Origin of the sequence: Mycoplasmopsis verecunda (assembly GCF_033546915.1) — a bacterium.
Taxonomy (GTDB): Bacteria; Bacillota_I; Bacilli_A; order Mycoplasmatales; family Metamycoplasmataceae; genus Mycoplasmopsis; species Mycoplasmopsis verecunda.
The window spans coordinates 457,166-472,915 of the sequence record NZ_CP137850.1 but is presented as its reverse complement, the minus strand read 5'-3'; the positions used below and the strand labels follow the sequence as shown (position 1 = coordinate 472,915).

The following is a 15,750-nucleotide window of genomic DNA, read 5'->3' as shown; positions in this document are numbered from 1 at the left end:
ATGGAATTTACAGAAATTGATAAAGCATTATTACTTGATAAGCTATCCGCTTTAATCAAAGATAAAAAAATTATTGCTGTTCGGGAATTGTGCGAAGACTATCCTTATGCCGACTTTGCTGAAGCTTTAGAATCCTTAAGTATTGAAGAACAACTTTATGTTCTTAGAGTACTTAAGACAACTGAAGCCGCTGAAGTATTTTCATATTTAGATGATGATACTAAAGTAAAACTAGCAAAATCATTTACTGAAGAATGAGGAATGAAAATTCTTCAAGATTTGGAAAGTGATGAACTAGTTGACGTTTTAGAGGATCTTCCAGTTAACTTTACTAAAAAAATACTTTCTCAAACACCAGATGATAAAAGAGCAAAATTAAATAACTTACTTTCTTATGATGATGAACATGTTGGAAGCATTATGTCAGTTGACCTTTCTGTTCTTAACGATACATGAACTGCTAAAAAAGCCATAAGAAAGATCAAAAAAGACTATAAAAGTAATATCCAACTTAGTCACAACTTTTATATCACTGATGAAAATGGATTTTTAATCGGTGATATAACACTTGAAGAATTAGTTTTCGCTGATGATGAAAATGAAACATTAGATGAATTATATAATGCTGTTGCAACAGTTCATCCATATGACAACAAAGAAGAAGCAGCTAATATCTTTGCTGATCACGATAGATCTACATTACCTGTTGTATCAGCTGATAATAGATTAATTGGGATGATATCATCAGATGATGTTATTGACGTTATTCAAGAACAAGCAACTGAAGATATGTATAAGCTAGCTGGTATTAATCCAGAAGCTGCTGAAGAAAACTATTTAAAAACTAGAATAACTCAAATTGTTAAATCACGTGTTGTTTGATTAATTATATTGATGATATCAGCTACATTTTCACAATATATTATTCAACAATTCTCTAATATTTCAGAAAACTTTATTACTGGATTAGGTATAACTGTTTCAACTGGTATTATAGTTGGTTTAATACCGATAATTTCAGGTTCAGCAGGTAATGCCGGATCACAAAGTTCAACAACCATAACTCGTGCTAGTGCACTAGGAGAAATTGAACATAAAGACATTTGAAAAGTTATACGAAAAGAAATAAGTGTTGGGGCATTAATTGGAATGATATTATTCATAGTTAATGTTGCTAGATTGTATATTTATTTTGCAATACCTAGTTTTAGAGATAATGGCGATGGAACACAAGCTGACTGAGGACCAATATCATTTATTATTATAGCTAGCTCTATATCACTATTTGTAGTAGTTATTTTTGCCAAATTTTTAGGAACAATTATTCCACTTGTAGCAATTAAATTTAAGAAAGATCCAGCTGTTATGTCTGCTCCTATTTTAGCCACATTAAGTGATGCTATATCAACACTAATATTTTTTGGATTAAATATTGGTGTTCTTGCAGCAGCTCATGCGTTAAATTGGATATAAAGGAGAATTATGAAAACAGCTAATATTGAAAGAGTTAAAACTTTAGCCGAAGGATATTTAGAAGCTAAAGCTGAAATGAAACAATATCTTAATCAAATTAAAGAAGAAATTGAAGGTACTGAAGTAAGTATTTCTGAGCCATTATCTCAAGGTGGAAGAATTACTTATACTGAAGTAACACCAAGAGCTTCATTTGATTTTAAAGGATATTCAAATTATTTATATACCGCAATGCTTAAAGGCGAACAATATTCAGAAGAACAACTTGATGAAATTATGAAGCAATTTGTTGTTAAAAAAGACTCTAAGTGAGCATTAAAAATTACAAAATAAGGAGAAACTAGATGGATTTAACATTAGGAATTTGAATACTATTTGCTGTTATTTTATTCTTTTTCATTGTATGAATTTCATATCAGTACATTAAAGATAAAAGAAATAAAAGAAAGCTAAGAGTGCAAATGGTTGAATTTAATAAGAATGCAACAGTATATGCTTATGAATTATGTGTAAAAATGAATGAGCTTTTTGCACTGAATAATAAAACATTATCAGAATTTGTTCCAAGTATTGGAAAATATTCAATGGGTGAGATTAATAAACATACTAGAAATATTATGTTAGCTATATATAAATCACCAGAATATGTTGAATTTATTCGTAATTCAGCAGCCGAAGATAATGAAACTTTAAGACTTTTTGTTGCAATTGATGAAAATTTTAAAGCATTAAGAGATTTAAATGCAAACTTATGAGATAAAAAAGCATCGATTTTTACTGGCTTTTTCAATAAAAACATTGATAATTTAAGAAATAGAGTTGAAAAATATAATCAGACTGAAATTGATTCATTATTAAGAGATGAGAATATAATAAGAGAGCAAATGCAGGAGGTATATTATAATGAGTTTGAAAAACATGAACAAACCCAACAAATTGACTCTAATTAGACTATTGTTATTAATACCAGTATTTCTATTAATGATTGCTAGTTATTATACAATGTCACAAGGAAATGAATTTGGTGGTAATATAGCTGTGGTATCACTAGCTAACACAGGATATAAAGTAGGATTTACAGTTGTTAATGTTGCTATTGTTATATTATTTGTTATTGCAATGATTACAGACTTTTTTGACGGAAGAATTGCAAGAAAAAATAATTTAGTCACTGACTTTGGAATAGTTTGAGATCCTATTGCTGATAAAGCTATGACTAATTTAGTGCTTATTTATTTTGGTGTAATCAATGTATTACCATTTTGAGCTGTAGCTTTATTCATTCTTAGAGACATTATTGTTGATGGTGTTAGAATGTTTATAGCTAAAGTAGGCGGAAGTGTTGCTGCTGGTAAATTAGGTAAAATTAAAACATTAGTTTTATCAATCGGTATTGTTGTAACGTTCCTAATCATTATCTGATTACCATATACAAATTTTGCTACTCAATATGGATTTATGTACTTAATTAACTTACCTATTTATGTAGCATTAATTTTAAGTATTATTTCAGGTGTAATGTATGTAGTTTCAGCATCTAAAAAAATGAAACAAAATTCAAAAACAACAGTTAAAAAATAACCTATTATCTTATAATTTAAATATAGGAGACATAAGTGCAATATCTATTAACCAAAGACTTTATCTGAGAATTCTTTATTGCTGAACTCATGAGTGTCGGGTTTTTAACACTTATGTCTTTTTTATGCACCCATTATGCACATAAATATACAAAACGTAATTTCTTATATCCCTTTTTCTATGCTTGTGCGACTTTAACAGCAGCTTTAATCTCATTTGCTGTTTTACGTATTTTGGCTCAAATATTTGAACCCGATAAATTTGATGAGATTAATAACAATATTCCTCCGATTGTAAATCCGATGGTTACATTATTTTATGTCTTTACATATGCATTTAATCCAATTAAAACACAAATACATATAGCTAATATTTGGCTTATTATTCTAGGTCATATTATCGGGGGAACATTAGGAGGATTAATTTGAGTTCGCATTAAAAGAAATAAAAAATATTTAAATAACTCATATAAAAATGTTAAAGATATAAAACCTAAAGAACTATTATGAGACTCTGGATTTATTTTTAGTTTTACATTATTAACTTTTATTATTCAATATATTATTAACCATAAAACAAATAATTATATTTTGTCTTCAACTTATACAGGTGGTTTAACTTTATGTATGTTGCTAAGTGCTTCTTGAATGCTTCGTTTTTCGTTTCCTACTAATATATATGTATCTGGTGGTTCATTTATTGTCTCATATTATTATAATAAGAGCAAAAGAAAAACTAATGCACTTTATTTAATGTTTGTTGCATTAGTTTATATTGTTTCAACAGCTATAGTATCATATATTTATATAATATTGCCAATTAGTCATAATTCAGCATTATTCATTCATTAACGTGCTCATCCATATACAATTGCACAAATAATTAAAATTACTAAAAGTAAAATAACTATTACAGATAATATTGCAAGAGCATAAGCCACTTTATTCTTGCGATATTTTTTTATTTCGAATTCATCTTGTTCGTTTTCTTTAATAATACTATCAACTAATTTAGTGAATCTCTTTTCATTTTGAGCAGTAGTATTAAGTTTAATGGTATTAGTTTTTTTACTTTCTTTTATTTTTTTGGTTTTTGTTTTTTTAGCAGACATTAGTCTAGATTTAATTTAGGCATTACGGTAATAGCAAAAGCTTCAGGACCGGTATGAATTGCTATTACACTAGATGTAATTTGTTCATGAGCAAGAGTGATATCTAAATCTTTAGCCATTTTGATTACTTCATCATTCACTTGTTGTGAAGTACCATGCATTCAATTAAATTCATATTGAGTTACATCATCAGGGAAATAATAAGCTTTTTCCATTGCTTTAGTAATTGCTCCTGATGATGTTCTTTTTAGAAATACAGGAGTTACTTTGCCTTCATATGTATATTCTAAAATAGGTATCATTTTAATTGTAGTCATGATGAATTTTTTAACACCATGTAATCTTCCACCTTGAATCATGTATTTCATATCAAAAGGAACAAGATATGTTGCTGATTGTGTATCAATTTTTTGTAATTCAGTAAAGATTTCTTTTAAATCCAATCCTTCTTTACGAAGTTTTAACGCATATTTTGCAGCATTCACTAATTGATATCCACTTCAATGATTTTCAAATACATAAACATTTTTATATTCATTCGCTACTGTTCTAACATGATTAGATGTTGAAGATAAAGCTGGATGAATTCCCAAATAAATAACTTCATCGTATTGTTCACTTGCTTCTTTTACAACATTATTAATGATTTCTAATTTTGGACTTGAAGTTTTTAATGATTTAGCTTCCGACATTTTATTTAAAACTTCAATCTTATCACTTAAACCATCTTGGTATACTTCTCCATCAATATCCACTTGTAATGGGATAAATTTAAAATTCATTTCATGTGCTTCTTTTTCATACAAACCACAAAATGAGTCTAATATAATTCCTAGTTTTTTCATAACTCAATTATATTATAAAATAGCTAAAAGGTATCGTGCATATATTTGGTATCATAATTACATTTATATCCATTTTTAAAGGTTATTATTAGCAACTAAATTATTTTCTTAAAATCATTTTGTACCTGAATTAGATAAATTTAATTATTAGTTATTTAGTTTTACCACTATATTATAGTGATAAAAAGCCTTTTGGTATATATATATATATATATATATAATAATTATGAGTTATTTTTTCTCCAAGATTCTTTTAGAAGTAAATTTTAAAACCATCTTGCTCAATAAAACAAACTTTTAAATTAAGGATTAAAAATGAAATTTAAAAAAATATTATTATCTATGGGATCAATTGCAACCATTACAGCTCCTATTTTAGCTGTTGCATGTAATGATACTACTGAAAAAGATAATCAAATTAAAAAACTACAAGATGATTTAGCAGCTAAAACAACTGAATTAAACACTATAACAAGTCAATTATCAAGCAAAACTACAGAATTAACTACTAAAGTCGAAGAAGCTAAAAAAGCTCTTGCTGATTTAGCAGCTAAACAAAAAGAATATGAGACTCTTAAAGCTCAAGCAGATGCTAAAAAAACAGAAGCTGAATCATTAAAAACACAAAAATCACAATCTGATGATAAAGTAACTAAATTAAGTAAAGATCTAGATGCTAAAAATAAAGAAATTGAAAAAGCTAAGAAAGATTTAGAAGCTAAACAAAGTCAATATGATAATTTAATGCAAGAAGTTAATGTTAGAAAAGCTCAACTTCAAAATTTAATTAAAGAAAAAAGTGAAGCTGATTTAAAAGTTGCTCAATTACAAAAAGATTTAGAAGCAAAAGAAGCAAAAGTAGCTGAATTAGAAAAAACTCTTGAATCTAAGAATTCTGAATTATCAACTTTACAAACAAACTTAAAACAAGCACAAGATAAAATTAAATTATTAGATACATTAAATGATTCATTATCAAAAGATTTAAAACAAGTAAAAGATAAAATTTCAGACAACTTAGATAAAACAGCTGAAGAATTAGCTAAATTATCTTCTGAAAATCAAAATGAAGAAGAAACTAAAGCTAAAATAAAAGAAGCTGCCAAAGCAATTAAAGATAATGAAGAAAAACTTAAAGTTTTAGTTTCTAATATTCTTTCAGAAGCTATTTTATTAAAAGATGTTTATTCAGATGTAAACGAATTTAATGAAGTTTTTGCTAAACTAAATACTGCTGAAGATGAAGAAGAAACAGCTGCTGAAGACAATTTAGCTTTAAAAGTTCAACTTTATAAAATTCGTGAAGCACACAAAAATGAACAAGTACCTGCTTCAACAATTACAAGATTAAAAGCTGATAAAACACAAATTGAAAACTGACTTCAATCAGAAGAAGATACTGAAACTAAACAAAAACTTCAAGCTCTTCTAGTTAAATTTGAAGAAGCAACTAAAGACGGTGCTAATGTTACTAGAGAACAAGCTGCTAATTTAATATTAGAATACATTTCTATATAATAAAAGTGATTACTATAGCAATATAGTAATCTTTTATTTTGCATTTATAAAAATCAGTTTCTTTAATTAAAGAAACTGAAGGACTTTATTTATTCTTAAAATTATTATCAAGGTTTAAAGAGTCTAGTATATCTGGTCCGGGACTATTATCATCTCAAGCTGTGTCATAATAAAAACAATAATATGGTAGTTTAAAATTCGGATCACTTATTTTATATTCAACAATTTCATTTGATCATGGTAATTTTAAAGATCTTTTATTTTTAGTTATTAGATTTCGCTCATATGGCAAATCATTTCTAAAATCACTAAATAATATTTTATTTCATTTATATCCATTAGACTTTTGAAATTCTTTATGTTCATTCTTAATTTCGGTATCAAAATTTGAAAAAATTAAAGCAAACGAGTAAAAATCTTGAATATTTGTTTTATAATTTTTTCAACTCTCTTCATATCATCGTGGATATAATTGAAATCCATTTATTTTATCATCAAAAATTTTATATTTTGTTGTTTTGCTTGATTCATTTCTTTATTGAGTTCTTCTTGCTTTCTTTTATCTTCGAAAGGTCTGATTATAAAATGTGAATATTTTGGAATTTGACTTTGTGTGGTATAAGTTTTATCAACTCTTTTAATGTACTCTAAACAAATAATATTTTTATTGTTGAATTTTTTATCGGTTAGCATATAATAAAAATGGTTCCTTTCGTGATGTATATTCAATTAAATTTTACAACGGAACCAAAAAAGATGGTAGTCTTAGTGGAAGACCATCTTTTTAATTTTTAATATTTAAATAAATAACATTTGAGTGCAATTAAAATATTTCTCATGGTACTCTTTATGCTTATATATAGTACTTAAAAATAAATTTATCAGCAATTTATAATTATCATTTTTGATACAATAACTATGCTATTAAGTTAGCAAAAAAGAGGAAAAACACCGCTCAGTTAAGAGTGGGTTTTTATTTAATATTATTAAACTATCCCCACTTAAAAAAATCTAATTAATTTCCGTATTTTTTCTATGTAATGGTTCATTCTGTTTTATAATCAAAATATAAATATTATTTGGAGGAAAAAATGAATGGTACAACAAACAAAAATAATGGTTTAGCTGAATTAAAACAAAAATATAAAGATAAAATTGATGAATTATCACCTAAATCATTTAATAAAGATCAAAAAGAATTAGCTAAAAGCATTATTGATTTAGTTGATGAAGATACAAAATTACAATCTATATTCCAATTACTTGTGCAAAGAGTTAAAATTGGATTTACTTTTGATATAGCACCATATGCTAAAAATATCAATAATCGTAAAATAGCATTATTAAAAAGAAATGATGAATTATCTTTTGAAGGTAAAAATTCTAATACTAATGCTTTAAATAAAGATTTATTAATCATAGGTGAAAACTATGATGTATTAAATAATTTATTAGTAATTGAGAGAGAGAGAGAGAGCAGGGTACGAATATAATTACGATGTAATTTATATTGATCCTCCTTATAATACAGAAGCTGCTAAAGAAGATAAAAACTCTACAGCAGATGATAAGCAACATCAAGAAGCTAAAAAATTCATCTATCGTGACAAATATTCCCGCAACGGATGACTAAATATGATGTATGAAAGATTACTCAAAGCTAAAAGACTCCTTAAGGATGATGGGGTAATTTTTGTTTCAATCGATGATAACGAGCAAGCATATTTAAAAGTTATAATGGATGAAATTTTTGGAGAAGAAAATTTTGTTTCAAATATTTTATGACAAAAAACTAGAAAGCCATCAGGAAATACCGGATTTAGAAAAACAATTGATCAGCAACATGAATTTATACTTGTTTATGCAAAAAATCTTGATACATTAGAATTAACACCTTATTTCTTTAGTGAAGAAGAATTAAATAGCAAGAAATATATAAATAAAGATGAATACTTTAATGAACGCGGTTTTTATAAACTAACTCCTTTATGACATTCTAATTCAGGATCTTCGTTTCAATATAATCCAAGTTTAGATTATGAAATTGAAGCACCAGATGGAACGAAATTTAAAATTTGACAAAATGAACATAAAGATCCTTCGAAATGAATGTGCTACACATGAAACAAGAAAACTTTTGATGAAGGTAATAGCTTAGGACTAATTGAAATTAAAAGAAATTCATCAAATGGTAAATGAGAAGCTTATAGAAAAATGTACACAAAAGTTAAATATGATCCTAAAAAACATCAGCTTTTACCAATCAAATCAAATGTTGCTGTAACTGACAGATATTATGATGAGAAAACCACAGATTCATCTGCAAAAACAATGAATGATTTAAAATTAACATTTCCTTTCACAAAACCATATGAATTAATTGCATATTTAATTAATTTAAATATTAATGAAAATGCAAGAGTATTAGATTTCTATGCTGGTAGCGGAACAACTGGACACTCCGTATGATCTATTAATAAAAACAACAATTCTAATAGAACATTCACAATTGTAACTAACGAAAAAGAAAAAATAGCTATTCCAGTTACATATGAAAGATTTCATAGAATTTCAAAAGGAATAGGAACTAAAGGTGAAAAAGATTTTAATTGATTAAAATCAAATAAGCCTTACGAAAAATCCCTAGAAGTCTATGACACAGTTTATTATGATATCAATGTAACAGATGAAATAGAGCAACCTATTGAATTATTTATTAACGAAATTAAACATTTAGCTGGTGTCTCATTATCTGATGAAGATATCAATAAAGCACTTGCTTTATTAACAGAACTATATGCTTTTAATGAAGAAGTAACTGAAGAACAAAAGGAAGAAAATGAAGCTAACTAATGTTCAAGAAAAAGCAGTGGATGAAATAGTTTCATATTTTGACCCTACAGCAAAATTAGGTAAAAATGCTGTTACTTTTAAAGCTCCGACAGGTTCTGGTAAAACCTTTATGATGGCTAATGTAATAGATAAATTAATAACTAATACTAAAAACGACAATATTAATTTAGTTTTCGTAGTAGCTACATTATCTGATGCTGAATTACCTAAACAAATGCAAAATGCTTTATTGCAATATTTACCACATTTTACAAGTAATAATATTAAAGATGTTAAATATATGCAATCACCTTCATCTAATAAAAAAGGTTTAAAAGTTAAAGATTATGTAGCTAATATTACAGTAAATAGTAATGAAGTATTGGTACTAGGACTTGCATCATTTGGTAAAAACAGAATCTTTACTGAGCAAGGTGTACTAGATCAATTTCTACAACAATTTAAATTTGATGAAACAAATACTAAATTAGTATATATTCGTGATGAGGCACATAAAGGTTCATCTAAATTTGACGAAGATAGTAAAAAAGCAGATGCCTTATTTAGACAACATGCTCTTTTTACTATAGAGATGACTGCTACTCCTAATAATCCTAATAATAAAGTAGTAGAAATAACATTAGATGAATTAAGAGAAGATGATGTCAAGTTATTAAAACATCAACTTGTTTATAATGAAGATCTTGAATATGTAACTGAAAACGATATCAAAGATATGGAATTATTACAAGTTGCTATAGATAAATTCAAAGAATTAAGAAATCAATATACAGATTCGGAAAATAAATATGGTTTAAGATTTATTCAACCCGCTATGCTTATTCAAATAAGCGATAAAAATAAAGATAAAATTGATGAATTTGATCAAAAATTAGATGAAATAGAAGCTAAATTATATGAAAATGGACTTAGATATGCGAAATACTTCTCTGATGAAAAAATTCTTTCAGATCAAAGAGGAGTAGCTACATTGCAAGATATCTCAAACAATAATTCGCAAAGTTGTGATGTTGTTATTTTTAAAGTAGGTCCAGCTGTTGGATGAAACATACCAAGAGCTTGTATGTTGGTACAACTTAGAAGTGTATGTTCGGAAGCTTTAAGTGTTCAAACTATTGGTCGTATTATGAGAAATCCATCTCCTAGTTATACTAATGATGAAAACTGAAATGAAAAAAATCCAGCTTATAAATACTATATTTATTCAAATCATGAATCTAAATATGATGATAATTTCTATTCATTTAGATTAAAAGATGAATACAGAAATGAAGTATTTTTATCTGGGAAAATCAATAGAGAACAAACATATGGATTTAAAAATAGAGAAAACTATCATAATAAAATTCTGAATTTAATTAAAGCTGATGAATTAATTAAATGATCTAAGGATTTAATTGAAGAATTCGAAACAAATGGTGTAATAATTCATGAAAAAGAAAAAATAACAGCTTCTGATAATAGCCTTAAATGAATTATCAAATCAACTATCAAAAACTCTATTGAATTAGCTATTTGATGCAATAGATTAATTGATAGACAAAAGAATTATTGAAATAGCACAATTAGAGCAAAAATATCAAATAAAATTAAAGAAATATTGGAACAAATTAAAGATACTCATCCTTATTTAACATATTATTTACTTTATTATGTATTTCTTAAATATAAAGCTCAACAAATAGCTGATATTTATAATAAAGAAATGAAATCAACTAAACAAACATATGAATTCTGCGAAATGAAACTGCCAGAATCATATTTATATCAACCACCAACAAATGATAATAATGCTGCTGAAGTTAAATCTGAAAAGCTAAATTTCTTAAATAATCATTATGCTTATGAATTAATTTATGCTCCTAAAGGTAAAAGTGATACTCATAAGAAAATATCTAAAGGAAATGTTTTATCAGCATTTGATACTAAAGATATTTTAGATAAAAATAACAATGATATCACTATGACAGAAAGTGATCCAGAAAGAAGTGCTTTAGAAGACATTCTTTCTCTATTGATTAAAGAAAAACCAAAAATGTATCAATTATTCAAAGATAAGCAAGAAAAGATTTGAAAGAGTTTTGATAAAAATATCAAAGTATGATTCAAGAATCCTACAATGAATGGTGTTTCATTTGAATATCTAGGAGAAAGCACTAAAATAGCGAAATCATTCCCTGATTATGTAATTAAAATAGGAAATCATAATCTTGTCGTTGAAATCAAAAGAGACGGTGATGAACAAGATTACGATTCAGTAAAAACCCAAGATATTATCCAATATGGTTTTGAAAAATATGATAATGCTAAACTAAGTAATGATGATGTTAAATTATTAAGCAATACACCACAATACACTTTAATTGTTAATAGAAAAACTATTAGTAATAGTAAAGTAATTAATAGTAAATACGAAGGAATATCATCATATTCACTAATTAATGAAAAATTACAAACAGATCAATATCATAGTTTAGAACACATTGTTCAAGATATCATAAATGAACAAGAACAAGGAAATAAATAATAATGCAATACAGAGACCAAATGGTTTCTGTTTTTATTTTGTATATTAATTCATTTCGCGATATCAAGCTAGGAAAAGCATATAATAATTGCAGTATTAAACGGAGATATTATGAAAAAAGTTAAAACATTATTAATTACTCTTTCACTAGCTAGTGCAACTATGCTACCAGCTATTGCGATATCATGTAAAGATGATAAAAAACCAATAGATAAAGAACCACAACCAGATCCAATCACAAAACCTATTGAAAAGCCAAATCCTGATCCTATTACAAAACCAATTGATGAACCAAAACCTATTAATATAAATAAAGATTTTTTAAATCTAAATAATGATGAATTATTAGCTAAATATGTTTCTAATATTAATCCAACTTTAAAAGATAATATTAGATTAAGAAAAACAGCATTTTTAGCTGATCAAAACGATTTAAAAGATTTAGAGCTTAAACCAAGTGAAACTGAAAATGTTGAAATCATTTCTATTAAACCAATAGCAGAAGAAAACAGAAATGCTCATTGAGACGATTTATTACAATTTGGAAAAATGAAATTTGACTATAAATTCAAAGTATTTTCTAAAGGTGATTCAAGTGTCTTTAAGGAATTTAGTAATTCCTATGTAGTAGATGGATATATTGGAATTAATGAATATCAAGACATTTTAAAATCTAAATTAGATTTAACTAAGGCATCAAATTTTGAAATTGATAAAAGTAAATTATTAATTGATATTGATAAAGAAGCGCGCAAAGGATATAATAACTCATATAAATTCTTTGTAGGAAGTTATTACAATCATTCAGTAGAAAAAGCAATTACTCCTAAAGTTCAAGATGATGTAGTTAAAGTATCATTTGAATATGATAAAAATATTGCTTTACCAGATAAACAAACATTATTTATTGAACCATTTTTATACTTCGATACACCAAGTATGAATTACTTCTTTATATATGGAAGCGGTAAATCACAACCAGATGAAACAAGTACAATAACATTTAACAATTTACCTATTAAAGCACTATCTGCTCGTGCTATAGTAGATAATTATCAAATTGATCGAATGTTTTCTTTTGATAAAAACATTCTTAAAAAAGAATTAGGCAAAAATCTAATTGAAATACCAACAAATGATGTTAATGTCGAAACACTAAATAAAGGATTAAGAATTAATCATAATTTAGTAAATTCTAAAACAAATAAACCAGAAGATAAATTTGATTTAACATCTGATTTTATTAAGAAATCAAATGTAAGAATTTCAAAAATTACACCTAATGAATACGAAGGTGTTATAACTGTTCAATTCACTCTTGATAGCATTCCAGTGCAAAATGAAAATGGAGTTATTTATCTAGGTGATGGTATTAGACAATCACAAAATATAAATAATTTTGCTACAGCAACATTTAATGTAAATATACCAGGGTTTAAGATAACAAAAGAAATTAAAGAATCTGATTATGAAGAAAGAAAAGTTCTTCAACTTTCTACTGCAATGAATTGAGATAAATTCATTATAATGTGAGATTCCAAAGGCGAAGGATTATTTAGAAAACCTGGAGTATTGCAAAAATACACAAAAGCAAAAACACCATTTATTGGAATTTCAGGTGGTGGAGTTGAAGATACTAATTTATTCTTTACACCAATATCACCACTTACTTTAGATTCTATTCTTACTACAACAGATAAAAATGATCAAAAATATCTCAAAGCTACACTGAATAAAGAAACAAAAACATTAATAATTTATTACAAATTAGCTGATCAGGGTGATAAATTATTTAAACAAACTGTTGTATTTGAATAAATATATTTATTCAAGAATTTAATAAAAAGGTTTTATAATTTAGCTATGAATGAAATTAACTTAAAAAGAAAAGAAGCAAGATTATTACAATTAATTGCTGATATAGTTGCAAATGATATAACAAATGTAAATGTAGTTGATCCTACAGTTATGGATGTGATGCTATCAAATGACTTATCACATGTTAAAGTTTATGTGACATTTTTAAGCAATGAACAAAAAGGACTAGAAGCATTAAATAATGCATCAGGTTATGTTAGAAAAATATTATCAAAATCACTTGATTGAAGAAAGGTACCAAATGTTCATTTTTACCTTGATGAAGTTTCAAAAACAGGACAAAAAATCGATGAATTATTAGCTAAGATTAAAAACGAACAATAATTATCAAAATATAGCAACAAAATCGTGCTATATTTTGTTTTTTATATAATTGTGTTTTCTCTTACTATCTCATAGATATCAAAATTCAAGTAGTAAATTAATTTTGAAATAAAACTCTTGTATAATATACAAGAGTATATAGCAATACTCCTTGGCTAATTTAGCCCAGAAATGACCATAAGGAGAAACAATGAACAAATACGAAATTATGACAATCGTAAACCCTAAAGCTGATGTTAAAGTTTTAAACGATCTTTTAACAGAAGTTTTCGGTAAAGGTGTTTCAAAAGTTGAAAAACTTGAAAGAAACGAACTTGCTTACGAAATAAACAAATCAAAACATGCTCAATACGTTTTAGCTTTAGTTGAAGCTGAAGGTAGTGCAATTGCTGAATTTACACGTCGTTCAAATATCGTTAAAGATATCTGAAGAGTACTAGTTATTAACCTTGACACAGAAAAAGGATTTAATAAAAAAGCTGATGATAAAGCAAAATCACGTGGAAGAAAAAGAGTTACAAAAGAAGCTGATGCTAAATTTTCAAAACCACGTCAACCTAGAGTTCGTAAAGAAAACTCAGAAAAATAGTTTTACATTCTAAGGAGTTATATGTATAACAAAATTACACTTGTAGGTCGTATTACAAGTACACCTGAATTATCACGTACTTCAAATAATGTACCTTATGTTAGACTAACAATTGCTGTAAATAGACCAAATTACAGTGGAAATGGTAATGAAATTGCTGATTTTATTCCGCTTGTTGCATGAAGACAATCAGCTGAATTCATTACAAATAATCTTGCTAAAGGTTCTTTAATCCTTGTTGAAGGTTCGTTACATTCATCAACATACAACAGTAATCAAACTAATCAATTAGTTCGTTCACTAGATGTAACAGTTGACCGTGTAGTAGCACTTGAATCTAAAGCTGTTCGTGAAATGCGCACAAATAATGCAAATGCAAATAACAATAGCTTTACACCAAGTTTCAATACACCTGCAAATAATGTAAATCAACAACGTACATATCAAAGAAATGAAAACTTTGATTATTCATACGAAAATACAACTCCAAATGTTGAACAACAAAATACAATAGTCGAAACTCAAACACCAAAAGTAGAACAAGATTTATCTGCAATGTTTGAATTTGGTAGCGACTTAGATGAATAAAGGAGACAAAATGGCTTACATTAACAAACGTAACAAAAAAGGTTTTGGAAGAAGAAAATCATGTGAATTTTGTGATAATCACATGGAATATGTAGATTACAAAAATGTTGAATTATTAAACAAATTTGTAACAGCTACAGGACAAATCAAAGCTAAATCATCAACAGGTACATGTGCTAAACACCAAAGAAAAGTAGCAAATGCAATTAAAAGAGCTAGATTTATTGCTTTAATGCCTTACCACGTAGTTCGTCCTCGTGTATCAAAAAGCAACTAATTAATATATACTTTTAGATAATAAATCACAACTTGACCAGTTGTGATTTTTTCATATCTCCCTAACAATAACTAATAATAAACTTCATTATATTACTAATTAGTTATATAAATATTGACTAATTTAATAAAAAAATATATTTATCCCTATTTTTTAGGGATATTTTTTATTTTTGCAATCTTGTTA

17 protein-coding genes are annotated in these 15,750 nt (G+C 26.6%); 14 read left to right on the top strand and 3 right to left on the bottom strand.

Features of this window, described 5'->3' with window-relative positions:
- The 5 genes from mgtE to SAM46_RS01945 are packed head-to-tail and all read left to right on the top strand — an operon-like array spanning window position 1 to window position 3,905.
- Window positions 1-1,473: a magnesium transporter gene (mgtE, locus tag SAM46_RS01965; protein ID WP_078746803.1), complete on the top strand. Its 1,473-nt coding sequence runs from the start codon at window positions 1-3 to the stop codon at window positions 1,471-1,473.
- A gap of 9 nt (window positions 1,474-1,482) precedes the next feature.
- Window positions 1,483-1,806, top strand: coding sequence for a hypothetical protein (locus tag SAM46_RS01960; protein WP_078746802.1), 324 nt, complete (start codon window positions 1,483-1,485; stop codon window positions 1,804-1,806).
- Window positions 1,807-1,817: 11 nt separating this feature from the next.
- Window positions 1,818-2,423 (top strand): MHJ_0274 family protein, encoded by a 606-nt coding sequence (locus SAM46_RS01955; RefSeq protein WP_078746801.1) that lies wholly within the window; start codon window positions 1,818-1,820, stop codon window positions 2,421-2,423.
- The gene (gene pgsA, locus SAM46_RS01950; protein WP_078746800.1) at window positions 2,377-3,054 is read left to right on the top strand and encodes a CDP-diacylglycerol--glycerol-3-phosphate 3-phosphatidyltransferase; all 678 of its coding nucleotides are present in this window, start codon (window positions 2,377-2,379) and stop codon (window positions 3,052-3,054) included. Before SAM46_RS01955 ends, pgsA begins: the two co-directional genes overlap by 47 nt.
- Before the next feature lie 35 nt (window positions 3,055-3,089).
- Entirely contained in the window at window positions 3,090-3,905 is an 816-nt protein-coding gene (locus SAM46_RS01945) for a hypothetical protein (protein ID WP_143826096.1), read from the top strand.
- Here SAM46_RS01945 and SAM46_RS01940 read toward each other — a convergent pair.
- Together SAM46_RS01940 and SAM46_RS01935 are read right to left on the bottom strand one after the other, a co-directional pair.
- The gene (locus SAM46_RS01940) at window positions 3,902-4,165 is read right to left on the bottom strand and encodes a hypothetical protein (protein ID WP_078746798.1); all 264 of its coding nucleotides are present in this window, start codon (window positions 4,163-4,165) and stop codon (window positions 3,902-3,904) included. The two genes, SAM46_RS01945 and SAM46_RS01940, sit on opposite strands and share 4 nt — an antisense overlap.
- On the bottom strand, window positions 4,165-5,010 hold the full coding sequence (locus SAM46_RS01935; protein ID WP_078746797.1) for a DegV family protein: 846 nt from the start codon (window positions 5,008-5,010) through the stop codon (window positions 4,165-4,167). The genes SAM46_RS01940 and SAM46_RS01935 overlap by 1 nt, the downstream gene beginning before the upstream one ends.
- Window positions 5,011-5,325: 315 nt before the next feature.
- On the opposite strand from SAM46_RS01935, the gene SAM46_RS01930 reads away from it, so the two are divergent.
- A complete protein-coding gene (locus SAM46_RS01930; protein ID WP_078746796.1) occupies window positions 5,326-6,528 on the top strand; it encodes a variable surface lipoprotein in 1,203 nt (400 codons plus the stop codon).
- A 483-nt stretch (window positions 6,529-7,011) separates the two neighbouring features.
- Here SAM46_RS01930 and SAM46_RS01925 read toward each other — a convergent pair whose 3' ends face one another.
- Complete coding sequence (locus SAM46_RS01925; RefSeq protein ID WP_078746795.1) at window positions 7,012-7,221, bottom strand: hypothetical protein; 210 nt, start codon at window positions 7,219-7,221, stop codon at window positions 7,012-7,014.
- A gap of 398 nt (window positions 7,222-7,619) precedes the next feature.
- Between SAM46_RS01925 and SAM46_RS01920 the strand changes: the two genes are divergently transcribed.
- The 8 genes from SAM46_RS01920 (at window position 7,620) to rpsR (ending at window position 15,564) form a co-directional block, all read left to right on the top strand.
- Window positions 7,620-8,021, top strand: a complete 402-nt coding sequence (locus SAM46_RS01920; RefSeq protein WP_078746794.1) for a hypothetical protein — start codon at window positions 7,620-7,622, stop codon at window positions 8,019-8,021.
- Complete coding sequence (locus SAM46_RS01915; RefSeq protein ID WP_078746793.1) at window positions 7,987-9,381, top strand: site-specific DNA-methyltransferase; 1,395 nt, start codon at window positions 7,987-7,989, stop codon at window positions 9,379-9,381. Before SAM46_RS01920 ends, SAM46_RS01915 begins: the two co-directional genes overlap by 35 nt.
- The gene (locus SAM46_RS01910) at window positions 9,368-11,908 is read left to right on the top strand and encodes a DEAD/DEAH box helicase (protein ID WP_078746792.1); all 2,541 of its coding nucleotides are present in this window, start codon (window positions 9,368-9,370) and stop codon (window positions 11,906-11,908) included. The genes SAM46_RS01915 and SAM46_RS01910 overlap by 14 nt, the downstream gene beginning before the upstream one ends.
- A gap of 111 nt (window positions 11,909-12,019) precedes the next feature.
- The gene (locus tag SAM46_RS01905; protein ID WP_078746791.1) at window positions 12,020-13,726 is read left to right on the top strand and encodes a hypothetical protein; all 1,707 of its coding nucleotides are present in this window, start codon (window positions 12,020-12,022) and stop codon (window positions 13,724-13,726) included.
- A gap of 45 nt (window positions 13,727-13,771) precedes the next feature.
- Complete coding sequence (rbfA, locus tag SAM46_RS01900) at window positions 13,772-14,110, top strand: 30S ribosome-binding factor RbfA (RefSeq protein WP_078746790.1); 339 nt, start codon at window positions 13,772-13,774, stop codon at window positions 14,108-14,110.
- A 190-nt stretch (window positions 14,111-14,300) separates the two neighbouring features.
- Window positions 14,301-14,699 (top strand): 30S ribosomal protein S6, encoded by a 399-nt coding sequence (gene rpsF, locus SAM46_RS01895; protein ID WP_078746789.1) that lies wholly within the window; start codon window positions 14,301-14,303, stop codon window positions 14,697-14,699.
- 21 nt (window positions 14,700-14,720) lie between these two features.
- Entirely contained in the window at window positions 14,721-15,287 is a 567-nt protein-coding gene (locus SAM46_RS01890) for a single-stranded DNA-binding protein (protein ID WP_078746788.1), read from the top strand.
- Between the two features lie 10 nt (window positions 15,288-15,297).
- Window positions 15,298-15,564: a 30S ribosomal protein S18 gene (rpsR, locus tag SAM46_RS01885; RefSeq protein ID WP_078746787.1), complete on the top strand. Its 267-nt coding sequence runs from the start codon at window positions 15,298-15,300 to the stop codon at window positions 15,562-15,564.
- Window positions 15,565-15,750 lie beyond the last annotated feature (186 nt).